This is a genomic window from Rhodococcus sp. NCIMB 12038, from assembly GCF_002165735.1.
In the GTDB taxonomy this organism is placed as follows: Bacteria; Actinomycetota; Actinomycetes; order Mycobacteriales; family Mycobacteriaceae; genus Rhodococcus_F.
The window spans coordinates 274,574-297,229 of sequence record NZ_NHML01000006.1; the positions used below are offsets into that span (position 1 = coordinate 274,574).

Here is a 22,656-nt window from a genome sequence, read left to right on the forward strand (position 1 = left end):
TTAACCTTCCCAGCCGACCCGGGCGGCCAGTGCGTGCAGCGAGCGTTTCCTGCTCTCGTTCGACTCCCCGACCCAGGCGATGCGTCCGTAGACGTACTCGCGAAAGTGCGGTCTGCCGTCACGATTCTGCGAATCCGGCCCGTGCCGAACGCAATTGAACAGCAGTGCCTTCACGTCGTCGTACTCGGCACGCGCCGCCTGCGGACGAGTGTTGACCACCAGCCCTGCCAGGTGCTGGCGTCGGTGTGCTCGCATCACCCGGGTCTTGCCGGGGTGGACGGAAAAGCCTTCGTCCGCCACGATCCTGCCGACGGCGTGGATCAGTCGATCCACCGCGAGATCCGAGCCGGAGAACGCGAGGTCGTCGGCATATCGGGTGTACGCGACGCGGTGGGTTCGCGCGAGTCCGGTCAACCTGCGATCGAGCCGGTGTGCAACGAGATTGGCGAGCGCCGGTGACGTCGGCGCCCCCTGCGGCAGGTGCGCACCCCGGAGCCGGCTCGCCGCGTCGAACGGAAGCTGCGCGAGGACACCGGGTGGGGTCGACGTCGTGCAGAGCCCGGCGAGCACCCGGGACACCCGGGTCGGATAGCCGAGTGCGCCGAAGACCGCCCGCACCCGCGTCCGCGAGACCGAGGGAAAGAACGCGCGAAGGTCGATGCGCAGCACGACTTCGTGCCCGGCATGCGGAGCGGAGAAGGTGTGGACACTGCGACCTCGGACGAATCCGTGCGCCGCCGCATGAGGCGGAACGCGGTCGAGGACGGACCGCAGGATCCGGCGCTGCACCTCCCGGAGACGTTCCTTGGGCGCTTCGAGCAGGCGGTTGTCCGACCGGATCCGATAGCGGTAGTGCTGCAGCGGCGGCGGCTTCGTGCGCAGCCACCCGCCGGGATCGGCGAACCAGTCGAGTTCGGCGGGGGTGAGGCCGACCGCCTCGGCGACCGCGGCAGTGCGCGACCACTGCGGGACGTCGAACTTCCAGTTGTTGCCGGATACCTCGTCGACGATCGGCTCTGCCCGCTCGATCAGCGGAAGTTCCGACAGCAGCCGAAAGACGCTGTCGACGCCGTCGATCGGCGGCGTGGGCATGAGGTCGTGGAGCCGTATCGCGATCCGGTCGGCGTCCGGCACTCCGGTTTCCTCGAAGCGGAGGACGAGGCCGGCCCCGGTCCAGGCTCCGTCGATCGCCACCGCCGCGAGGCGACGAGCGATCTCGGGCGGCAGGGCCGGGCGGGCAGTCATGCGTGCGACGGTGCGAGGCGACCGATACCTGTCGTCTGCGGCGCGCCGGAGCACGCGGAGCATGCGGTCGCGCGTCGGACGGTGTCTCCGATGAACACTGTCGAGCCAGGGGTTACCCCTGACATGGTCGCAGCCGGCGAACCGGCCACACCACTCTCACCCCGCCACCGTCGCACCTCGTGAGAATGCCACATCCTCGCGGCCGTCCGGGGCCCAATCGCCTTCAGGAATGGGCCGCCTTCCCCCTACCCGACCGTGGTGTGCCCCGCGACCGGACGCTCAGTCCGGCGGCGGCAAGTGCTGCGGCGAGGACGATACCCGCGGCGACGAGCAAGGCGACGTGGTAGCCGTCGGACAGCAGTGGTGTCACGACGAGTGGGCCCGCGATCTGACCGAGACTGTATCCGCTCGTCAAAATCGCGACCGCACGCGGGAACTGGAGGTGAGCGCCGATCGCGAGCGACATCTGGCTGATGCCGAGGAAGGTTCCCCCGAACAGGAAGGCGGAGACCAGGGCGGGCCCGATGCCGCCTGCCACCGCGGGCAGCGCGATACCGGCAGCCTGAACGGTGAGGGCGATCACCAGCAGGACCGGCCGGGACCACCGTCGGCCGAGCGACGCCCACAGCGGACCGGACGGCAGCGCCGCCAAGCCGACGAGCACCCAGGCGCCACTGCCGGCAATGCCACCCGCGGTACGGTCGATCGCCGCGACGAGGAAGGTGCCGGCGATGATGTATCCGACGCCCTCGAGGGAATAACTGGCGAAGAGGGCGCCGAACCGGCGGGCCCCCTGCTCGGGTGGCCTTCGACGCTCGTCGGCCGACGCGGATGCCGGGTGCTGCGGTGTGAGAGTCCACGCCGCGAGGGTGCAGATCGCGGTCAGCAGCGCGGCCGCCCACCACACGGACTCCCACGTGCTCATCGACCGCAGGATGAGGACGACGAGGCCCGACAGGGCGATACCCGCTCCGATTCCGCCGAACGCCCACCCCGACAGGTGCGCTGCCTGACCACTCAGGTGGGAGTGCATGGCGCCGACAGCGAAAACGAACACCAGCGCACTGGTGACACCTGCAATGAATCGCAATACACCCCAGTCGGTTTCGTTCGATGCGACCGGCATCAACGCCAGCGTGAAGGTCAGGACGAGCAGTGAGACACGCAGGGTTGCCGCCGAGCGCATCAGCCCGGGTAGGGCGATTCCGGCGAGCGCCCCGATGAGATAGCCGAAATAGTTGGCCGTCGCCAGAGCGGCGCCCGCTGACGGGGTCAATCCGGCCTGAGCCTCCATCAGCGGGAGAACAGGGGTGTAGACGAACCGTCCGATACCCATGCCGGCCGCCAGTGCAGCCCCAACCTGGCCGACCGTGATCCACGGCGAGGTCGGGGTTCGGAACGTGATTCGCTCGTCGGTGCTACCTAGTGCGTTCATGCCTTCTCTTCCAAAGACGTTCGCCGCCGAACCTAGCAAGCGACGGATCTCAGCAACGCCGCGCGCGCGTCGGCCGGCGCGAGGTGTTCGGCGTACGGCAGCAGACGTTCGCCGATGTCCATCAGCCGTCCCGCGCTTCTCTCCACAGGTCCCGGATGATCTCTTCGGCGGGGGCCGACCGGGCCTTGCGATACCCGACGCCGGCCCACAGGGCGAGGCCTTGCGGGTCGTCCGCGGCCCCCGCCGCGGCCCGCAGCCCGCTCGTCAACAGGTGTACCTGCGGATATGCCGTCACCGCGTAGGCGTCGAAGTCGGTGATGAAGTCGTTGACCAGGCCGCGGGCGGGACGGCCCGAGAACGCGCGGGTGACGACGGCGTCGGTGAACCGGTCGTCGTGCAACGCGGCGCGGTACGCGGGCTTGGTGCCCGCCTCGCCGGCGAGCAGGAGAGCGGTACCGATCTGGACTGCGGTGGCGCCGGCCGCGAGAGCCGCAGCGACGTCTGCACCCGTCGCGATCCCTCCCGCCGCGACGAGGGGAAGGTCGACCGCGACGCGGGCCGCCTCGACCAGTTCCCGGGTCGAACGTGGGTCCGGCTCCGCGTCCGGGTCGAGCGTCGCCCGATGCCCACCTGCGTCGACTCCCTGCAGACAGATCACATCGACGCCCCGCTCGGCGGCCGACTGTGCCTCGTCGACATCCGACACCGTCGCCACGACGGCAGTGCCGACAGCGTGCAACCGCTCGACGACGCCTCGCGGCGGAAGCCCGAACGTGAACGACACCACGGGAACGGCAAGCTCGACTGCGAGGTCGACCTTGGCGTCGAACGCGTCGTCGTCGTGGTCGACGACCTCGGGCAGCACCACCTGCCGACGTTCGGCGAGCGGCTGCAACCGCTCCCGATAGGCCTCCACGGCCGCGCGGTCGGCAAGCGGGCGGCCCGGGACGAAGAGATTGAGTCCGAACGGTGCGTCCGTCAGAGCGCGAACCGCGTCGACCTCACGGCGAACCACGTCGACGCTCTTGTACCCGGCCGCCAGGAAACCGAGGCCGCCGGTGGACGAAACCGCGGCAACGAGTTCGGGGGTGCTCGGCCCTCCCGCCATGGGCGCCCCGACGATGGGAATTCGGAGGTCTTCCTCGAAATCGAACACCAGGTTCCTTTCGGTCGATGGGTGCGTGACGAACGCGGCTCACGCTTCCGTCCACCATCGTGCACCGCCGAATCGGCAAGCGGAAATGCCGTTTCGGCTGGATCTATGCTTGGCAGTTATGACCATCGAACTGCGGCATCTGCGGGCGGTCGTGGCGGTCGCCGAGGCGGGCTCGTTCACCGCCGCGGCGACCGCGCTCCACATCACCCAGCCGGCGCTGACCCGAACGGTGCAGCAACTCGAGGCCTCGCTCGGCGTGCGGTTGTTCGACCGGACCTCGCGTGCGCTCGCCCTCACCGAGGACGGTGCCGGGTTCGTCGAGAAGGTGCGCGTCATTCTCGGCGATCTCGATTCCGCGATGGCGCTGTACACCACCCGATCCCTCGCCCTCGGCTTCAGTTGGCTCCTCCCCGATCCGTGGGCACAGCAGGTGATCGACGACGCCGAGAAGACCTCCCGCGCCACCGTGGTTCCGCGGCGCTGCGACGACCCCATCGCCGCGCTGAACAACGCGACGGTGGACGCCGCGGTCGTCCGCCGGGACGTCCCGGGCGACGAGTTCGTGCAGCATCCGCTGTTCGAGGAGCAGCGGATCGCGGCGGTCTCCGCCGCCTCACCTCTCGCGAGCCGCGAGTCCATCGACTGGGCCGAGTTCGGAACGCTGCCTCTGGTCATCAACACCCTCAGCGGCACCACGTCCGAAGATCTGTGGCCGAACCACGACGGCCCGGTGGTGACGTGCTCGAACTTCGACGAGTGGCTCGAACTGATCGCCGCGGACCGCGGTGTGGGCACGGTTCCCGAAGTCGCCCAAAGGCGAGTGAACCACCGCAACGTCCGGTTCATCCCGCTGGTCGGTGCGCCACCCGCGGTCGTGCGGTTCGTGTACCGCCGCAACCGGGTGACGCCGCTGCTGCGGGTGTTGCGGGACGCCGCGATCCGCAACTCTCCCCCGCCCGGCGCCGGAACGGCATCGTCGAATCATTCGTCACTGTAGGCCATTTCGATGATGGAGCGGGATCCCCAGGGCCGGGCCCCTCATGCCACGTGGGCGTCGCGCAGGTTCGCGGCTTCCTCGAGGAGGTCGGGATCTGGGGTCAGTTCGTGGACCGCGCCGATCTCGGCAAGGATCGCGGTCCGGACCTGGTCGAGGGTGACGGCCGGGTTCAGGTCCGTGAGGGACGCCGCCGTGGCGGGGTCGAACTCCAACTCGAGGGCGGCGTTGACATCGGCGAGCACCGCCCGCACGGGATTCGAATCGGATACCACGAGTTCGAAGCCGAATAGCCATGCGCCGGCTACTATTCGCTGCGCGGTCCCCGCCAACTTGACGCGGCCCGCGCCGTTCACCGTCCAATCACCGGGACAGTACTCGCCGGGCACCGGTCCGATGCGAGCATCGACGCCGAGCGTCCTCAGCACGGCGACGATCCTCGGGGTGATGCGCTGGAAGCGGGGCCGAGCCCCGACGATGCCCTCCGTGTCCGGGGAGACGATCTCCACGACGAGGGTCTGCTCGTGGTACGCCGCCGCCCGACCACCGGCGCCCCGGACGACGGGGGTGAACCCATGTTGCCGCGCCGCCACGGCCGCGGCCGGAAACTTCGGTCGAACAGCGTCCAACCGCCCGAACGACAACGTTGGTGCGGGACTGTAGATCCGCACCAGCGCAGACGCATTCGGATCTCGCCCGGTTCGACGCAGCAGCGCCGACGCAAACGCCGCATCCATCACGGGATCATCCGGAAAATGCGTGGTCAGCAACTGCTCTATCGTCATACCCATCCCGCCGTTCCGCTCCGGAGTATCTCAGACATAGTCTGCACGGCGATCGAATTTCGCGGATATCCCCTCGGACGCACGGTTCGTGGCCCTACCCTGGACACGCCGTAATGCACTCCCCCTGGACGCCTGCGCGCAGTGTGCAGGGCCAGCGCGCCGAGAGGTCGTCACGATGCTCCTCAGATCGAGTGTGGTCGTCTTGTCCTGCGCAGTCGCCGCGGTGCTGTCCGCCTCCCCCGCCCAGGCCACGCCGTCTTCGGGGGTGACGGCACAGGTTCTGTTCGAGACCACGGTTCCGGCGGTCGCGGGAAGTTCGGCGGGCACGGATCTGACGCTGCGGCGCATCGAGATCGCCCCCGGCGGCACGACGGGGTGGCACTACCACGACGGCCCGGTGTACGCGTTCGTCGAATCGGGTGTGCTGAGCCGGACGCTGCAGGACTGCACGACCGCGGTGACGACGGCCGGTCAGGCGATCACCGAGGACCACGGCAGCGATCACGTCCACGAGGGCTCCAATCTGGGAACGGAACCGCTGGTCCTGCTCGCGTTCTACACCGAACCGGAGGGCAAGCCCCTGTCCGAGGACGCACCGGCGCCGGCCTGCTGACGGGCCGGCCGGGTCGTCATCGCGTGAGGGCGCCGATCCAGGCGACGGCTCCGGCGACGTCGTCGACCGTTGCCGTCGCCGGTGGCAATGGCGGACGGCGAATCATCAGGACCGGGACGCCCAGTGCGCGTGCGGCGTCCAGTTTCGCGTCGGTCTGACCGCCGCCGCTGTTCTTGGTGACGAGGACGTCGATGCGGTGCTCACGCATGAGTGCGGTCTCGTCGGCGACCGCGAACGGCCCGCGGGCGAGGAGCAGGATCGACTGCGGCGGCATCGCCACGTCGGGCGGATCGATCGCGCGGATCAGAAACCACAGCGCGTGCAGGTCTGCGAACGCGTCGACACCCTGCCTGCCGATGGTGAGGAAGATCCTCGTTCCCAGACCGGGGAGCAGTTCGGCGGCGTCGGCAAGGTCTGCGGCGCCGTGCCAGTGTTCACCCGGACGCGGCGACCATTCGGGGCGACGAAGAACCATCAGTGGGATGCCGCAGCGGTGCGCGGCGTCGGCAGCGTTGCTCGTGATCTGCGCCGCGAACGGGTGCGTCGCGTCCACGATCGCGTCGACGGGATGCAAGCGCAACCACTCCGTGAGGCCGTCCGCTCCCCCGAAGCCGCCGATCCGCACGTCCCCGACAGGCAGGCGCGGGTCACGGACCCGGCCGGCGAGGGAGGACACTGCCTCGACACCGGGAACGTCCGCGAGTGCCGCGGCCAGCGCTCGGGCCTCCCCGGTGCCACCGAGGATCAGGATCCGCGCCACGCTCAGTGGGTGGTGCGCTCGCGGGCGGCCGAGTACAGGTAGCTATCCGGAAAACCTTCGGCAGCAAGCACTTTACCGACGATTACCACGGCGGTCTTCGTAACGCCCGCCGCCTTCACCTGATCGGCGATGGTGGCCAGGGTGCCGCGCAGCACGATCTCATCGGGGCGCGACGCGAACGCGACGACAGCAGCCGGACAGTCGCGGCCGTAGTTCTCGGTGAGTTCCAGGACGATCTGATCGATCCGGTGCGCCCCCAGATGCACCACCATCGTGGCGCCGCTGCGGCCGAGGGAACGCAGGTCCTCACCCTCCGGCATCGCGGTGGACAGGGTGGACACGCGGGTCAGCACGATCGACTGGGAGACGCCGGGAACGGTCAGTTCCCGACCCAGCGACGCCGCCGCCGCAGTGAACGCGGGCACCCCGGGCACCACCGTGTACGCGACCCCGGCGGATTCGAGCCGGCGGACCTGTTCGGCGACGGCACTGAAGATCGACGGGTCACCCGAATGCAGGCGGGCGACGTCCTGACCGGCCGCGTCGGCCTCGATCAGCAGGGCGACGATTTCGTCGAGACTCAGACGCGCCGTGTCGATCACCCGTGCCCCCTCGGGGCATTCGGCCAGTAGTTCCTGCGGGACGAGGCTGCCCGCGTACAGGCAGACCGGACTGGCCGCGATGATCCGCTGCGCGCGGACCGTGACCAGGTCGGCCGCACCGGGACCGGCTCCGATGAAGTACACCGTCATGCCACAACACCTTTCGACTGCTTCGTCACCGACCACTGCGCCACCGGCAGTTGTGGCCGCCACGCGGTGAACCCACCGAGCGGCTCCCCCCGGTACACCTGAAATTTACGGAGCTGCCCGCCGCAGTTCGAGAACCACTGCAGCAGTAGCGCTTCCGACTCCGCCGTCACTGCGTTGGCCACCATCCGGCCGCCGACCCGGAGCCGGGACCAGCACTCGTCGAGCAGGCCGTCCTGGGTGACGCCACCGCCGACGAAGATCGCGTCCGGCGCGAACAGTTCGGCGGGCACGTCCCCGAAGGCCGCGGGTGCGTCGCCGAACACCGCGAGGGACGGCACCCCGAGCGCCGAGGCATTCGACGTGATCTGGTCGACGCGCGCCGCGCTGCGCTCGAAAGTCACTGCCCGGCAGAGAGGGTGGGTGCGCATCCATTCGATCGCGATCGTGCCCGATCCGCCTCCCACGTCCCACAGCAACTCCCCCGCCGCGGGTGCGAGGGCGCACAGCGTCAGGGCGCGGATCTCGTGTTTGGTCATCTGCCCGTCACCGGTGAACGCGGCGTCCGGCAGTCCCGGCAGCCGGGTCAGCCGGACGGCGCCGGACTCGGCGCAGCAGTCGATCGCGATCACGTTCAGCCGGGGCCCCGGCCCGTGCGACCACGCCGACGCCGTTCCGTCGAGCCTCGACTCTTCGGGTCCGCCGAGTTCACCGAGCACGGTGAGCCGCGACGGACCGAATCCTCGTTCAGTCAGGAATTCGGCCACGGCCGCGGGGGTGTGCTCGTCGCGGCTCAGGACCAGCAGTCGCGTCCGATCGCCGAGTGCCGGCAGGAGCGTGTCCACGGGCCGGTTCACGAGACTGACCACCGGTGTCTCGTGCGCCGCCCAGCCCAACCGGGCGCAGGCCAGGGTGGCGGACGACGGGTGCGGGATCACCCGCACCCGGTCCGCGCCGAGGAGTCCGACGAGGGTGACGCCGATGCCGTGGAACATCGGGTCTCCGCTGGCCAGCACGCAGACCCGCCGGCCGTGGTGCTGTTCGAACAGGCCGGGCAGCGCCGGGACCAGCGGCGACGGCCAGTCCACCCGCACCGCAGGCGACTCGGGAATCAGGGCGAGTTGGCGCCCCGAACCCATCACGACGTCGGCGGCCTCGATCTCGCGTCGCGCAGACGGCGACAGACCGTCCCACCCGTCGGCACCGATACCGACGACGACGATCGGGTCGGTCATCGCGGCATCCGGCGCCAGATCGCCTGCGGCAGCAGTCGCATGACGAAGAACACCGGCCGCAATCGTCCCGGCACCCACACTCGGCCTGCGCCGCGGCGCAGGCCCCGCACGACCGCGTCCGCGACCTGCCCGGGCGTGCTCGACATCGGCGCGGGCGACATTCCCTCGGTCATCCGGCCGATCACGAAGCCGGACCGGACGAGCAGCAGGGACACACCGCTGCCGTGGAGGGCGTCACCCAGGCCGGAGGCGAACCCGTCCAGGCCGGCCTTCGCCGACCCGTAGACGTAGTTGGCGCGGCGCACCCGCACACCCGCGACGGACGAGAACACCACGATCCGTCCCGACCGCTGCTCCCGGAGCAGGGTGGCGAGGTGGGTGAGCACGGAGACCTGCGCGACGTAGTCGGTGTGGACCACGGCGACGGCGTGCCGTGCGTCCCGCTCGGCGCGCGCCTGGTCGCCCAGAATGCCGAACGCCAGCACCGCCACCGACAGCGGGCCGTGGGCGTCGACGACGGACCTCAGGAGCTTCTCGTGGCTGTCGAGGTCGTCGGCGTCGAACTCCACGCAGTCCACCGCGGACGCGCCCGCATCGAGCAGCGCCTGCCGTTCGGCGGCGAGTTCGGTGCTGCGGCGGGCGGCGAGGACGATCGTGCGGCCGGGCGCGAGCCGGGAGGCGATCTCGAGGCCGATCTCGCTGCGACCACCGAGCAGGAGTACCACCCCGTCGTCGGGCTTTCCGCTGTTCTTCTTCGATCCCAGGCTCACCCGTCCAGTGTCCTGGATTACCGTCGGGGCATGGACCGCACCCCCTCCACCCCGATCCGCCTGCCCGACGCGGCACTCGCCTTCCTCGGCGAATACCACCTCGGGACGCTCACCACGCTCCGCAAGAACGGCACCCCGCACGTCGTCGCCGTCGGGTTCACCTGGGATCAGGAGCACGGGCTGGCGCGCGTCATCACCAACGGCTCCTCGCAGAAGGCCCTCAACGCCGAACGCGGAGGGTACGGCGCGGTCAGCCAGGTGGACGGACCGCGCTGGATGACGCTCGAAGGTCCCGCCCGGGTCCTCACCGACCCCGAAGCCGTCGCCGACGCCGTTGCCCGCTACGCCGCGCGGTACCGCCAGCCCCGGGTGAACCCGACCCGGGTGGTCGTGGAAATCGCCGTCAGCCGCGTACTCGGCTCGGCTGCGCTGCGTCACGACTGAACCGCAGCTTCCACGGGACCCGCGCCGACTCGAGCTGCACCGCGAGGCTCATCTTGGACACACCGTCCGTGCGTTCCTCGAACCGGATCGGGACCTCGGCGATCGTCATGCCGCGTTGCACCACCCGGTAGTTCATCTCCACCTGGAATGCGTACCCGTTGCTCTGCACACCCTCGACGTCGATGGCCCGCAGCGTGTCCGCGTGCCACGCCTTGAACCCGGCGGTGGCGTCCTTGACCCGCAACCGCAGGATCGCGTTGACGTAGAAGTTCGCCCACGCCGACAGCGCCTTGCGGTGCCACGGCCAGTCGCTGGCGACCGCGCCTCCCGCCACGTAGCGGGAGCCGAGCACGACGGCCGCATCCGTCGTCGTCAGCGTCTCCACCATCCGCGGGATGGCCTCGGTGGGGTGCGACAGGTCGGCGTCCATCTGGATCACGATGTCCGCGCCCTCCGACAGCGCCCGCGTCATGCCGGCGACGTAGGCGCGCCCGAGGCCGTCCTTCACGGTCCGGTGCAGCACACCGACCGGGATCGGACCGCTCTGCGCGAGCGTGTCGGCGACCTCACCGGTGCCGTCCGGCGAGTTGTCGTCGACGACCAGCACGTGCAGGTTCGGGATGGCCAATGCCGCGAGAAGCTCGACGATCTTGGGCAGGTTGTCGCGTTCGTTGTAGGTCGGGACGACGACGGTTACCTTCGGGGCGACGCTTTCCATGACACCTTCGGTTGATCTGTGATCCCGACTCTCCGCGGACGTGCAGCGGCGAGTGCGGTCGTGAACAAATGGGAGATGTTACTACCCGCGACGCACCGCCCCGCACACTCCCGTTCCCCCCGGCGTGCTCAGCCCGGGAGAACCGTCAGCCCGTGCGGCCGGGAGTTGACCGGCTCACAGCCGTCCGCGGTCACGATGACGATGTCCTCGATGCGGGCACCCCACTCCCCGCGGAAGTAGATTCCCGGTTCCACGCTGAAGGCCATCCCCTCGGTCAGTTCGATCGCGTTCCCCGAGACGATGTACGGCTCCTCGTGCACCGACAGACCGATTCCGTGCCCGGTCCGGTGCACGAACACCTCGGCGAGACCCTGCGCGGCCAGCAGGTCCCGGGCGGCCGCGTCAACCGCCTCGGCGGTGACGCCGGGACGCACCAGGGCGACCGCCGCCGCCTGCGCCTCCTCGAGCACCGCGAACTTCTCGGCCACACCCGGATCGGGCTCACCCATGCTGTAGGTGCGGGTGGAGTCGGAGTTGTACCCGGGTTCGACGGGTCCGCCGATGTCGATGACCACGACGTCACCCGACTCGACGACCCGCCCGGACACCTCGTGGTGCGGGTCGGCTCCGTGCGGTCCCGAGCCGACGATGACGAACGCCGCCTCGGTGTGACCCTCGTCGAGGATCGCCGCGGTGATGTCCGCCGCCACCTCGGCCTCGGTGCGACCGACCTTCAGGAACTCCCCCATCCGGGCGTGGACCCGGTCGATGGCCTGACCCGCCCGGCGCAGCGCGTCGATCTCCGCGTCGTCCTTGACCATCCGCAGCTCCCGCAACACGTCGGTGGCCAGGACCGGCAGCGCCCCGAGCGACTCCGACAGCGGAATCAGATGCAGCGCCGGCATCGCATCCGTCACGGCGGTCCGTGCAGGGGACGGCAGCAGACCCGACACCAGCGCGTACGGGTCGACCCCGTCCACCCAGTCGCGGACCGTCAGACCCAGCTCGGACGTGGCGGATTCGGTGAGCGCGGCCAATTCGAGCCGCGGCACGACCACGGAGGCGGTGTCGCCGTTCGCCGGAATCACCAGGCAGGTGAGCCGTTCGAACGACTCCGCGCGCGAACCCAGCAGATACCGCAGATCGGGTCCGGGCGTGATGAGGAGGCCGTCGAGTCCGGCATCGCGGGCCAGGGCGCCTGCGCGGGCGATCCGGTCGGCATAGATGGTCGTCGGGAAACGTGAAGTCGATGCGCCGAGGGAACTCATGGCTTCAGGCTAAACCGGTTTGGCAGGATGAGGGTCATGACAGGGCCTCTGCTTCTCCTCGACGGTGCCAGCCTGTGGTTTCGCGCGTACTACGCGCTACCCGACTCGATCACCTCACCCGACGGTCGATCCGTCAACGCAGTGCGCGGGTTCACCGACATGGTGGCCGCACTGATCACCAAGCACCAGCCGTCCCGGCTCGCGGTGTGCCTCGACCTGGACTGGCGGCCCGCGTTCCGCGTCGAAGCGGTGCCCACCTACAAGGCGCACCGGGTCGCCGAGGACACCGGCGGGGCGGAGGAAGAGGTCCCCGACACCCTGTCGCCACAGGTCCCGATGATCCTGGATGTCCTGGCCGCCACCGGAATCGCGACCGCAGGCGCGGAAGGCCTCGAAGCCGACGACGTCCTCGGCACCCTCGCCGCCACCGAGACCCGCGACCCGGTCGTCGTCGTCACCGGCGACCGCGACCTCCTGCAGGTCGTCACGGACGACCCGGTGCAGGTGCGGGTGCTGTACGTGGTGCGCGGACTCGCCAAGGCCGAGTTGCTCGGGCCCGAAGAGGTGGCCGCCAAGTACGGGGTGCCCGCCGACCGGGCCGGTGAGGCCTACGCCGAACTCGCCCTGCTGCGCGGTGACTCGTCCGACGGGCTACCGGGTGTGAAGGGTATCGGCGAGAAGACCGCGTCCAGCCTGATCATGCAATACGGATCGCTCGCCGCACTGCGGGCCGCGGCCGTCGATCCGGAATCCGACATGGCGAAGGGTGCGCGCGCGAAGTTCGCCGCCGCGGCCGACTATCTCGACGCGGCACTGCCGGTGGTGCGGGTGGTGCGCGACGCGGACGTCGAACTGTCCCGCGAAGACACGCTGCCCGCCGAACCGGTCGACGCGGACCGGCTCGGCAGGCTGGCGGACGAACTCGGAATCGAGAACTCCGTGGGACGGCTCACCTTGGCGATGAAAAAGGTGGCCGCCGCACGGGTTCCGTGACGGCCGGGGTGGGCCGCCTGGGAGCCGATGGACTAGCTCGGGCGGCTCACCTCGTACGTGCCCTTGTCGTCGGTGAAGGTGAGAGTGACCTGCTTCTTCTCACCGTCGACGGTGAGGCTGCACGTGAAACTGTTGCCCTTCTTCACTTCCTGACCCGAGGGGCAGGTGACACCGGACACGTTCTCGGCGCCGTACGAATCGGTGACGATTCGCTCGACACCGTCCTCCGCCGCCTTCTGATCGAGGGTGTCCGTGCCGAACACCGTGAACGCAAGCACCAGGGCGATACCCACGATCACCAGCAGCGCCACCACACCGCCGATGATCAACGGCAGCTTCGACTTCCCCGAGGACGGCGGCTGCCCCCACTGCTGCTGGCCGGGGGCCGGTCCCCACTGCTGCGGCTGACCTGGCTGCTGACCCCACTGCGGTTGTCCGGGCTGCTGAGGCTGCTGGCCCCACTGCCCCGGACCCGGCTGTCCGAGCTGACCGGGCTGCGGCTGCTGACCCCACTGCGGCTGTCCGGGCTGCTGGCCCCACTGCGGCTGCCCGGGTTGCTGAGGCTGGCCCGGTTGCTGACCCCACGGCTGGGCGGGCGGCTGCTGACCGTACTGCGGCGCCCCGTACTGGCCGCCGGTCTGGTCAGGATTACCCTGGCCCGGTTGCTGTCCCTGGGCCCATTGCCCGTTCGGGTCGTTCGGTCCGTAAGGGCCGCTCATCGTCGCCTCCCGCTCACGTGTCAAGTTTTGTACCTACCGTAACGCCCCACCATCGGATTCGGGCCTTCGGACGGCGTGCGAATCCAACCACACGGCGTCGGGTCACGCAGCATCCACGGCGACGACGCCACGGCGGATCGCCGCGACCGCACGACCTGCGGCCTTGCCGACCTCCGGATCGGGCGACGTCGACCGGACCTGTTCGAGGAGATCGATCACCTGCCTGCACCACCGCACGAAGTCGCCGGCGGACAGCGCGCGCCCCTGGTCCCCCGCCGCGATCAGCGCCTCGACGAGCGAATTGTCGCTGGCCCAGTGGTAGATCGCGGCAGCGAAGCCGAAGTCCGGTTCCCGGGTGGGCGGCAACTTGTGCCGGATCTCGTCCGCCCGCAGTTCCCGCCACACCCGCACGGTCTCGTCGAGGGCGTGCCGCAGCGCTCCCGGACCGCCGCTCTCGACTGTGTCCCCCTCACGGCGCGACTCGAAGATCACGGCGGACACGACAGCGGCGAGTTCTGCGGGCCCGAGTCCCTTCCACACCCCCTGCCGGAGGCACTCGGCCACCAAGAGGTCGCTCTCGCAATAGATCCGGCTCAACCGGGTGCCGTGCTCGGTGACATCGGGGTGCTCACCCGCCGAGACGTAATCGCGTTCGGCGAGCAGCGACAGGATCCGATCGAACGTGCGCGCCAACGAGTTTGTCGTGGCGGCGACCTTCTGCCGCATCGTCTCCGTCTCGCGGGCCAACCGGTTGTAGCGCTCACCGATCCGGCTCAGCTGCTCGCGGTCGGGCCAGCTGTGGCACGGATGCTGCCGGATGGCGCGCCGCAACCGCGCGATCTCTGCGTCGTCGCCGGCCGCACCCGCCTTCTTCCGCTTCCGCCGGCCCGGCGCGACGATTCCGGTGCTGCGCAACGCCGATGCCAGATCGCGTCGCACCCGGGCCGTGTGGTGATCGAAACGTCGCGGCAACCGCATCGATCCCAAAGACCGTGCCGGCTCGGGGAAGTCGCCCGCCGACACCCGGCCCGCCCACTTCGCCTCGGTGAGAATCAACGGCTTCGGGTCCGTCGGGTCCCGGTCCGGTTCGAGCACCACCGCCAGACCCGAATGCCGTCCCACGGGGATCGCGATCACGTCGCCGCGCCGCAGTGCGACGAGCGAGGCGACGGCGGCGTCCCGGCGTTCGGTCCGGCCTGCGCGTTCGAGCGACCGTTCCCGGCTGCTCAGTTCCTCCCGCAGGCGCGCGTACTCGAAGTACTCGCCGTCCTCGCCGCCCAGCCGTTCGCTGAGCGTGGTGAGCGCGGCCTCGTTGCGTTCGATGCCGCGCGTCAGGCCGACCACCGACCGGTCGGCCTGGAACTGGGCGAACGACCGCTCGAGCAGGGCCCGCGATTCCGCCGCACCCATGCGGTCGACCAGGTTGATCGTCATGTTGTAGCCGGGACGGAACGAACTGCGCAGCGGGAACGTGCGGGTGGACGCCAGCCCGGCGACGTCCACCGGTTCCACCCCGGGCTGCCACAGGACGACGGCGTGACCCTCGACGTCGATACCGCGACGTCCCGCCCGGCCGGTGAGCTGCGTGTACTCGCCCGGAGTGAGTTCGGCGTGGGCCTCGCCGTTGTACTTGACGAGGCGTTCGAGGACGACGGTGCGGGCGGGCATGTTGATGCCGAGCGCCAGCGTCTCGGTGGCGAATACGGCCCGGACCAGTCCCTTGACGAACAACTCCTCGACCGTCTGCCGGAACGCCGGCAGCATTCCCGCGTGGTGCGCGGCGAGGCCACGCTCGAGCGCCTTGCGCCATTCCCAGTACCCGAGGACCTCCAGATCGGCCTTCGGCAGTTCGGCGGTGTGGGCGTCGACGATGGTCCGGATCTCGGCGACCTGCTCCGGCGTCGTCAGATCGAGTCGGGATCGCAGGCACTGGGCCAGCGCGGCGTCGCACCCGGCCCGGCTGAAGATGAACGTGATCGCCGGGAGCAGGCCCTCGTCATCGAGGCGGGAGATCACTTCCGGCCGGGGCAGCGGCCGGAAGTCGCTGGAATACCCGCGGCCGCCGCCGCGTCGCCCCCTGCCCCGCGGTTCCCACGAATCGGCCCGCTCGAGGGCCTGACGCTGCTTGACGTGACGCACCAGATCCTGGTCGACCACCAGATCCTTGCGGGCGTCCTCAGTGCGCGCCCTCGTGTCGAACAGGTCGAACAGCCGCTTTCCGACCATGATGTGCTGCCACAGCGGGATCGGGCGGTTCTCGTCGACCACCACGGTGGTGTCGCCGCGCACCGTCTCCATCCACGCACCGAACTCCTCGGCGTTGCTGACCGTCGCCGACAGACTGACGAGCCGCACGTCCTCCGACAGGTGCAGGATCACCTCTTCCCACACCGCCCCGCGGAACCGGTCGGCCAGGAAGTGCACCTCGTCCATGACGACGTGCGACAACCCGCGCAGCGCCGCGGAATCGGCGTACAGCATGTTCCTCAGCACCTCGGTGGTCATCACGACCACCGGGGCGCCCGAGTTGATGCTCGAATCTCCGGTCAGCAGCCCGACGGTGTCCTTGCCGTACCGCCGCACCAGTTCCGCGTACTTCTGATTACTCAGCGCCTTGATCGGTGTGGTGTAGAAGCACTTGCGACCGGCCGCGAGCGCCAGGTGCACGGCGAATTCGCCGACCACCGTCTTTCCCGCGCCGGTCGGGGCGCAGACGAGGACGCCGTGGCCGCCCTCGAGCGCGCGGCAGGCGTTGATCTGGAAGGGGTCGAGCACGAAGCCGAGCTGCGCCGAGAACACATCGAGTTCGGTGCCGCCGGTCGTGTCACCTGTTGTCACTGCCACCCCGTCAGATTGTCACAGGGTGTCGGAGAAGTCCTGACCCGGTGTGTTGCTGCCGGTCGTGCTCGCGTCGTCGTTCTTGTTCACTGCACCGGACTTCCCGGACTTGCGTGAACGCCGGAACCGGCCCGCGGGCTCGGGGACCGCGGTGGCGGCGACGTCGAACGACTCGTTCAGGTCCGACGGCGCGGCGATCGTCGACGCCTCGTCGTCGTCGAGGGCACCCCACTCCTGCTCCGTGCTGCGAGCCTTGCGGCGGTCGTTGACGCGGGCGATCTGCACGGCGATCTCGAACAGCAGGGTCAGCGCGAATGCGAGCGCGAGCATCGAGAACGGGTCCTGACCGGGTGTGGCGATCGCGGCGAACACGAACAGGGCGAAGATCAGGCCGCGGCGCCACGCCTTGAGCTTCGTGTAGGGCAGGATGCCGACGAAGTTCAGGGCGACGATGAGCAGCGGGATCTCGAAGCTGACGCCGAAGATGATCAGCAGGTTGATGATGAACCCGAAGTATTCCGCGCCGCCGAGTGCGGTGATCTGGACGTTGTCGCCGATCGTCAGCAGGAAGTGCAGAGCCTTCGCGACGACCACGTACGCCAGGACGGCGCCGGCCATGAACAGCGCCGCGCCGGACACCACGAAGCCGATCGCGTAGCGGCGTTCCTTCGCGTACAGGCCGGGCGTGATGAACGCCCACAGCTGGTACAGCCAGATGGGGCAGGCGAGGACGACACCTGCCGTGAACGCGACCTTGAAGCGGAGCATGAACTGCTCGAACGGTCCGGTCGCGAGGAGGCGGCACGACCCGTCGTGGCTCAGGTCGGCGCGGCTCGACTCCGGCAGCGAACAGTACGGCCCGCGCAGGAGCTCGCCGAGACTCTCGATGCCGAAGATCTCGTGGGAGTACCAGAAGAAGCCCACCGCGGTGGTGACCACGATGGCCAGCACCGACAGGAGCAGTCGCGTGCGCAGCTCGTAGAGGTGATCGACCAACGACATCGTGCCGTCGGGGTTGGTCCTCCGCTTGCTGTGGCGCGGATCGAACGGAATTCGCACTGTTGTTCGCCCTAGTCTTGGTCAGCAGTCAACCGGGGTGAAGAGTCACCCCGGTTGTCAGGCGGCTCGGGCTACGCCGACTTGGGCTCGGTGTGCTGCGGGTGCGGCTGCGGCTGCACCGGCGCCGGAGGGGTGACCGGTGCGGTGGTGGTGTCCGCCACGGGCAGCTCGGCGGGCGCACTCTGCTGCGCGGTGGGCGCCGGCGCGGCGTTGTCGTTTTGCATCTCCTTGACCTCGCTCTTGAAGATGCGGAGCGAACGGCCGAGTCCACGAGCCGCGTCGGGCAGCTTCTTGGAACCGAACAGGATGACGACGACCAGCGCGACGATGGCCCAGTGCCAGGGGCTCATGGCTCCCATGATGAAACCTCCAAAAGATCAGGTGACCCCGATGCTACCGGACATACACGGCACCAGCCCGGTCGAAACCGGCTAGCTGCGCTGCCGTTTCCCTGCAGGTTTCCCGGGTCCCCGCTGTGAGCGCAGATCGGCGAGCAGAGCATCTCCCGACCACTGCCGGTTCCCGCCAGCCTCGGCCTCGCGGATCAGTGCGACGAGCCTCGCGTTCACCGGCGCGGCCGTCCCCGATGCTTCGGCCAGCCGTACGATCTCCCCGCTGATCCAGTCCACTTCGGTGCGCCTGCCCGCCTCGAGGTCGTCCCACATCGATGATCGCGCGTGCGGGTCGATGGCCAGCATCCGGCTGCCCGCCACCCGGAACACCCCGTCCGGGACGGTCAGCAATCGGGGAATCCACTGCGGCGGCAGCGGTGTGAGCTGGGCGACAGCGATACCGCGGGCGGTCAGGAGTGCGAGGGCCTCGCGCTGTGCCAGCGCGAGGGCGCGGCGGAACGGCCGCCGCGACAACTCCTCGCGGAGGGGCAGTCCGGACAGGGCGTTGACCGGATTGTTCAGGTTGAGCAGCAGCTTCGCCCACTGCACCGAACGGAAATCGTCGTGGGGGTGCAGCTGCAGTCCGGCGTCGGCGAACACCGACGCGAAAGCGGGCACCGCCGGATGCTGCTCGATCTCGAGGTCGCCCTCGGAACCCTGGTGAAAGTGCCCGTGGCCGCGGTGCACCACGTTGAACGGCACCATCGCCGCGAGAACGACCTGACCCGGAAGTGCGGCGCGCAGGGTGTCCGCGTTGCCCAGCCCGTTCTGGGCGCTGACCACGACGGTTCCGGGGCCGAGCGCCGACGCGAGTGTGGCACCCGCCTCCGGTGTCCCCGCCGACTTCACCGAGACGACCACGAGATCGGCGGTGGCCACCGACTCGGCCCCGGTGTCGAAGGCGATGTCGGAGGCACCGACGCGGATGTCCGATCCGTGCAGGTCCGTCAACCGCAACCCGTGGTCGCGGATCTCGGCCCCGACCCGCTCCCGGCCGATCAGGGTCACCTCGGCGCCGGCCGCGGCGAGCCGGCCCCCGAGATAGCAGCCGATGCTGCCCGCGCCGAACACGCTGATCCGCCGCGGACGCGGGTCGCCGCTCATGCCTCGACGGCCTCGTACGCGGACAGCGCCTCCACGGCCCGGCGGCGCACCTCGTCGACCAGTTCGGGCGGTTCGAGCACCCTGATTCCGGAACCGAACCCGAGCACGAGTCGGGCCATCCACTCCAGCGCCCCGTAACTCATGGTCGCCTCGACCGACCCGTCGGCGGCGACCGTCGCGACGTCCATCGGGTAGTAGTCGAGCACCCACACGCAGTCGGCGCCGATGTGCAACCGTGCCTGTGGAAGGGACGCGTCCCCACTGAACAACTCCAGGTTGGAGTCCCGCACGAGTGCCTGCGCCGGCGGGGTGGACGGCTCGTCCAGTTCGGTGGCGGCGTCGATCCGGTCGAGCCGGAACAGCCGGACCCCCTCGGCCTGCCGGCACCACGCCTGCAGGTAACTGTGATTGTCGACCAGCACGATCCGCACCGGGTCCACGGTGCGCTCGGTGACCCGGTCCCGGGACGCCGAGTAGTACGTCAGGTCGAGGGCGCGGCGACGATGGAGCGCGGATCGCACGACGGCGGCGATGGGATCCTCCGCCACGTCCTCCACCGCGTCCCGCTCGGACACCGGTGTCACCGCCGCGCGGGCCGCCGCCGTGCCCGCGGCGTCCTCGATCTTGGCGATCGCGCTGTGCGCCGCGGACGGGTCGACCATGCCCGGCATCTCGACCAGCGAACGCAGGGCAATCAGCAGGGCGGTCGCCTCGGTGGACGTCAACCGGAGTGGACGGTCGATGCCCGCCGAGAACGTCACCTCGATGCTCTCCTCGGAGAACGACAGGTCGATGAGGTCACCCGGACCGTAGCCGGGCAGTCCGCACACCCAGAGCTGGTTGAGGTCGGACATCAGTTGGGTGGTGGTGACGCCCAGTTCGGCGGCGGCCTCGGCGGCACTCATCCCGGGGTTCGCGATGAAATACGGCACCAGGTTGAGGAGCCGGGACAGCCGCGACGACAGCCTGTTGCTCACGACGTTCCCCCTTCCCCTGCGGCGTCCTTCAGCTTGGTCAGCACATCGTGTCGCAATTCGGGCGGATCGAGGACCAGCGCGTCCGCCCCGTGCCCCGCGACCAGCCGCGCGATCCAGTCCCGGGAGTGGACGGGGATCTGGAGCACGCTGCCGCTGCGCTCGTTTACCCGCTTCTCCCCCGCCGTGGTCGCCAGTCGGCGCAGTTCCTGGGCTCGGCCCTCGGCCACCCACACGGTGGCGGTGCCGGTGACCTCTCCCGAACCGGTGACTCGGTCGACGATGTCCCGGAGGTCGACGCCCGCGGGTTTGTGGACTACCCCTAACGGTCCGAACTCCCTCACGTCGTCGCCGATCCGCGACAGCCGGAACGTGCGGACGGCGCCCCGGTCGACGTCGTGACCGACGAGATACCACCGGCCGTGGGCGGTGACGACACCCCACGGCTCCACGGTGCGCTCGGTGTACGGCTCGTTGAGAGCACCGCGGTGCGGGAAATGCACGGCTCGGCCGGCGTCGACCGCCGCCAGCAGCTTGCCGAGCGCGGGTTCGGAGCCCCGGGTGCGGGCGGGCACCGCGGTGATCGGGGTGGCCGCCGAATCCGGATCCACCTGTACACCCGCCGCACGCAGCTTGAGCAGCGCCCCCTGCGCCGCGGACGTCAACTCCGGCGACTCCCACAACTGGACGGCCACCGCGACCGCCGCCGACTCCTCCTGGTTGAGGTCGATGTCGGGGAGCTCGTACGCATTGCGGTTGATCCGGTAGCCCTCGACCGTCGAGAACCGCGACGCCTGCCCGGTCTCGAGCGGAACACCGAGATCCCGCAACTCGTTCTTGTCGCGCTCGAACATGCGGCTGAACGCCTCGTCGCTGGCGGAGTCGGCGTACCCGGCAACGCTCTCGCGAATCTTCTCGGCGGTGAGGAACTGTCTGGTGGACAGCAAACAGATCACCAGGTTCATCAAGCGCTCGATCTTGGAAGTCGGCACGCCCGGAAGCCTAGTGGGTGAGCCCGTTACGGACTCCCCGAGCGCCGCTACATCGAGGCAATCAGCCGCTCCACCCGCTCGTCAACCGACCGGAACGGGTCCTTGCACAGCACGGTCCGCTGCGCCTGGTCGTTGAGCTTGAGATGCACCCAGTCGACCGTGAAGTCGCGTCCGGCCTCCTGCGCGGCGGTGATGAACTCGCCGCGCAGCTTCGCCCGGGTGGTCTGCGGCGGCGTGTCCACCGCAGCCTCGATCGTCTCGTCCTCGGTGATCCGCTTCACCAGACCCTTGCGCTGCAGCACGTCGAACACGCCGCGCCCGCGTTTGATGTCGTGGTACGCCAGGTCGAGTTGCGCGATCTTCGGGTCGGCCAGTTCGAAGCCGTGCCGGTCCTGGTAGCGCTGGAACAGCTTGCGCTTGATCACCCAGTCGATCTCCGTGTCGACCTTCGCGAAGTCCTGCGTCTCGACGGCGTCCAGCATGCGGCCCCACAGTTCGACCACCTGCGTGACCTGCGGATCGGGGTCGCGGTTCTGCAGGTGTTCGACGGCGCGGGCGTGGTACTCCCGCTGGATGTCGAGGGCGCTGGCCTGCCTGCCGCCTGCCAGCCGCACGGGACGGCGTCCGGTGACGTCATGACTGACCTCGCGGATGGCGCGGATCGGGTTGTCGAGCGCGAAGTCGCGGAACGACACCCCGGCCTCGATCATCTCGAGCACGAGCGCCGCCGTGCCCACCTTCAGCATCGTGGTGGACTCGGACATGTTCGAGTCGCCGACGATCACGTGCAGGCGGCGGTACTTCTCCGCGTCGGCGTGCGGCTCGTCACGGGTGTTGATGATGGGCCGCGACCGGGTGGTCGCCGAGGACACGCCCTCCCAGATGTGCTCGGCGCGCTGCGACAGGCAGAACGTGGCCGCCTTCGGCGTCTGCAGCACCTTGCCCGCACCGCAGATCAGCTGCCGCGTCACCAGGAACGGGAGCAGCACGTCCGAGATCCGCGAGAATTCGCCGGCCCGGGCCACGAGGAAGTTCTCGTGACAGCCGTACGAATTGCCCGCCGAGTCCGTGTTGTTCTTGAACAGGTAGATGTCGCCGCCGATGCCTTCCTCGGCGAGCCGCTGCTCGGCGTCGATCAGCAACTCCTCGAGAACGCGCTCACCCGCCCGGTCGTGGTTGACCAACTGGATGAGGTTGTCGCACTCGGCGGTCGCGTATTCGGGGTGCGAGCCGACGTCCAGATACAGGCGGGCACCGTTCCGGAGGAACACGTTGGAGCTCCGGCCCCACGACACCACCCGCCGGAACAGGTAGCGCGCAACCTCGTCCGGGCTCAGTCGCCTGTGACCATGGAAGGTGCAGGTCACACCGAACTCTGTCTCAATTCCCATGATTCGTCGCTGCACACCTCGA

The 22,656-nt window shown here is 69.4% G+C and carries 22 protein-coding genes; 4 read left to right on the forward strand and 18 right to left on the reverse strand.

Annotated elements, in window-relative coordinates:
• The 3 genes from CA951_RS11520 to CA951_RS11530 all read right to left on the reverse strand — a co-directional run bounded on the left by CA951_RS11520 (position 1) and on the right by CA951_RS11530 (position 3,836).
• Positions 1-1,245 (reverse strand): reverse transcriptase family protein, encoded by a 1,245-nt coding sequence (locus CA951_RS11520; protein ID WP_087557039.1) that lies wholly within the window; start codon positions 1,243-1,245, stop codon positions 1-3.
• Between the two features lie 223 nt (positions 1,246-1,468).
• Positions 1,469-2,680 carry a YbfB/YjiJ family MFS transporter gene (locus CA951_RS11525; RefSeq protein WP_087556959.1) on the reverse strand — a complete coding sequence of 404 codons (1,212 nt, stop codon included), beginning with the start codon at positions 2,678-2,680 and terminating at the stop codon, positions 1,469-1,471.
• Between the two features lie 121 nt (positions 2,681-2,801).
• Positions 2,802-3,836 (reverse strand): nitronate monooxygenase, encoded by a 1,035-nt coding sequence (locus CA951_RS11530; protein WP_087556960.1) that lies wholly within the window; start codon positions 3,834-3,836, stop codon positions 2,802-2,804.
• Positions 3,837-3,954: 118 nt separating this feature from the next.
• Between CA951_RS11530 and CA951_RS11535 the strand changes: the two genes are divergently transcribed.
• Positions 3,955-4,833, forward strand: a complete 879-nt coding sequence (locus tag CA951_RS11535) for a LysR family transcriptional regulator (protein WP_087556961.1) — start codon at positions 3,955-3,957, stop codon at positions 4,831-4,833.
• Positions 4,834-4,874: 41 nt separating this feature from the next.
• Here the strand turns inward: CA951_RS11535 and CA951_RS11540 are convergent, their stop codons facing one another.
• Positions 4,875-5,615 carry a lipoate--protein ligase family protein gene (locus CA951_RS11540; protein WP_087556962.1) on the reverse strand — a complete coding sequence of 247 codons (741 nt, stop codon included), beginning with the start codon at positions 5,613-5,615 and terminating at the stop codon, positions 4,875-4,877.
• 175 nt (positions 5,616-5,790) lie between these two features.
• On the opposite strand from CA951_RS11540, the gene CA951_RS11545 reads away from it, so the two are divergent.
• A complete protein-coding gene (locus CA951_RS11545) occupies positions 5,791-6,228 on the forward strand; it encodes a cupin domain-containing protein (RefSeq protein WP_087556963.1) in 438 nt (145 codons plus the stop codon).
• A gap of 16 nt (positions 6,229-6,244) precedes the next feature.
• Here the strand turns inward: CA951_RS11545 and CA951_RS11550 are convergent, their stop codons facing one another.
• From CA951_RS11550 to CA951_RS11565, 4 genes are read right to left on the reverse strand one after another with little or no spacing between them, the layout of a single operon-like run.
• Positions 6,245-6,988 (reverse strand): cobalt-precorrin-6A reductase, encoded by a 744-nt coding sequence (locus CA951_RS11550; RefSeq protein WP_087556964.1) that lies wholly within the window; start codon positions 6,986-6,988, stop codon positions 6,245-6,247.
• A 2-nt stretch (positions 6,989-6,990) separates the two neighbouring features.
• Positions 6,991-7,740 carry a precorrin-4 C(11)-methyltransferase gene (cobM, locus tag CA951_RS11555; RefSeq protein ID WP_087556965.1) on the reverse strand — a complete coding sequence of 250 codons (750 nt, stop codon included), beginning with the start codon at positions 7,738-7,740 and terminating at the stop codon, positions 6,991-6,993.
• Complete coding sequence (gene cbiE, locus CA951_RS11560; RefSeq protein WP_087556966.1) at positions 7,737-8,972, reverse strand: precorrin-6y C5,15-methyltransferase (decarboxylating) subunit CbiE; 1,236 nt, start codon at positions 8,970-8,972, stop codon at positions 7,737-7,739. The genes cobM and cbiE overlap by 4 nt, the downstream gene beginning before the upstream one ends.
• Positions 8,969-9,742 (reverse strand): SDR family NAD(P)-dependent oxidoreductase, encoded by a 774-nt coding sequence (locus CA951_RS11565; protein WP_087556967.1) that lies wholly within the window; start codon positions 9,740-9,742, stop codon positions 8,969-8,971. Before CA951_RS11565 ends, cbiE begins: the two co-directional genes overlap by 4 nt.
• 30 nt (positions 9,743-9,772) lie before the next feature.
• Here CA951_RS11565 and CA951_RS11570 point away from each other — a divergent pair, with 30 nt between their 5' ends.
• Positions 9,773-10,186 carry a TIGR03618 family F420-dependent PPOX class oxidoreductase gene (locus tag CA951_RS11570; protein ID WP_087556968.1) on the forward strand — a complete coding sequence of 138 codons (414 nt, stop codon included), beginning with the start codon at positions 9,773-9,775 and terminating at the stop codon, positions 10,184-10,186.
• Here CA951_RS11570 and CA951_RS11575 read toward each other — a convergent pair.
• Both CA951_RS11575 and CA951_RS11580 read right to left on the reverse strand, forming a co-directional pair.
• Positions 10,146-10,904: a polyprenol monophosphomannose synthase gene (locus tag CA951_RS11575; RefSeq protein WP_072941699.1), complete on the reverse strand. Its 759-nt coding sequence runs from the start codon at positions 10,902-10,904 to the stop codon at positions 10,146-10,148. The genes CA951_RS11570 and CA951_RS11575 overlap by 41 nt on opposite strands.
• A gap of 128 nt (positions 10,905-11,032) precedes the next feature.
• Positions 11,033-12,172: a Xaa-Pro peptidase family protein gene (locus CA951_RS11580; RefSeq protein WP_087556969.1), complete on the reverse strand. Its 1,140-nt coding sequence runs from the start codon at positions 12,170-12,172 to the stop codon at positions 11,033-11,035.
• Positions 12,173-12,208: 36 nt separating this feature from the next.
• Here CA951_RS11580 and CA951_RS11585 point away from each other — a divergent pair, with 36 nt between their 5' ends.
• Positions 12,209-13,165, forward strand: coding sequence for a 5'-3' exonuclease (locus CA951_RS11585; RefSeq protein ID WP_087556970.1), 957 nt, complete (start codon positions 12,209-12,211; stop codon positions 13,163-13,165).
• A 32-nt stretch (positions 13,166-13,197) separates the two neighbouring features.
• On the opposite strand, the gene CA951_RS11590 is transcribed toward CA951_RS11585, so the two are convergent.
• The 8 genes from CA951_RS11590 to pafA all read right to left on the reverse strand — a co-directional run bounded on the left by CA951_RS11590 (position 13,198) and on the right by pafA (position 22,649).
• A complete protein-coding gene (locus CA951_RS11590; protein WP_072941705.1) occupies positions 13,198-13,884 on the reverse strand; it encodes a DUF4333 domain-containing protein in 687 nt (228 codons plus the stop codon).
• 102 nt (positions 13,885-13,986) lie between these two features.
• Complete coding sequence (locus CA951_RS11595; protein WP_087556971.1) at positions 13,987-16,722, reverse strand: RNA helicase; 2,736 nt, start codon at positions 16,720-16,722, stop codon at positions 13,987-13,989.
• Positions 16,723-16,740: 18 nt separating this feature from the next.
• Complete coding sequence (gene tatC / locus CA951_RS11600; RefSeq protein ID WP_087556972.1) at positions 16,741-17,781, reverse strand: twin-arginine translocase subunit TatC; 1,041 nt, start codon at positions 17,779-17,781, stop codon at positions 16,741-16,743.
• Positions 17,782-17,852: 71 nt separating this feature from the next.
• Positions 17,853-18,140 (reverse strand): Sec-independent protein translocase subunit TatA, encoded by a 288-nt coding sequence (tatA, locus tag CA951_RS11605; protein WP_087556973.1) that lies wholly within the window; start codon positions 18,138-18,140, stop codon positions 17,853-17,855.
• Between the two features lie 72 nt (positions 18,141-18,212).
• Positions 18,213-19,277, reverse strand: coding sequence for a 2-dehydropantoate 2-reductase (locus CA951_RS11610; protein ID WP_087556974.1), 1,065 nt, complete (start codon positions 19,275-19,277; stop codon positions 18,213-18,215).
• Entirely contained in the window at positions 19,274-20,254 is a 981-nt protein-coding gene (locus tag CA951_RS11615; RefSeq protein ID WP_087556975.1) for a YafY family protein, read from the reverse strand. The genes CA951_RS11610 and CA951_RS11615 overlap by 4 nt, the downstream gene beginning before the upstream one ends.
• Entirely contained in the window at positions 20,251-21,243 is a 993-nt protein-coding gene (locus tag CA951_RS11620; RefSeq protein ID WP_179220175.1) for a YafY family protein, read from the reverse strand. Before CA951_RS11620 ends, CA951_RS11615 begins: the two co-directional genes overlap by 4 nt.
• Positions 21,244-21,290: 47 nt before the next feature.
• Positions 21,291-22,649, reverse strand: a complete 1,359-nt coding sequence (gene pafA, locus CA951_RS11625) for a Pup--protein ligase (protein WP_201453095.1) — start codon at positions 22,647-22,649, stop codon at positions 21,291-21,293.
• Positions 22,650-22,656: the final 7 nt, after the last annotated feature.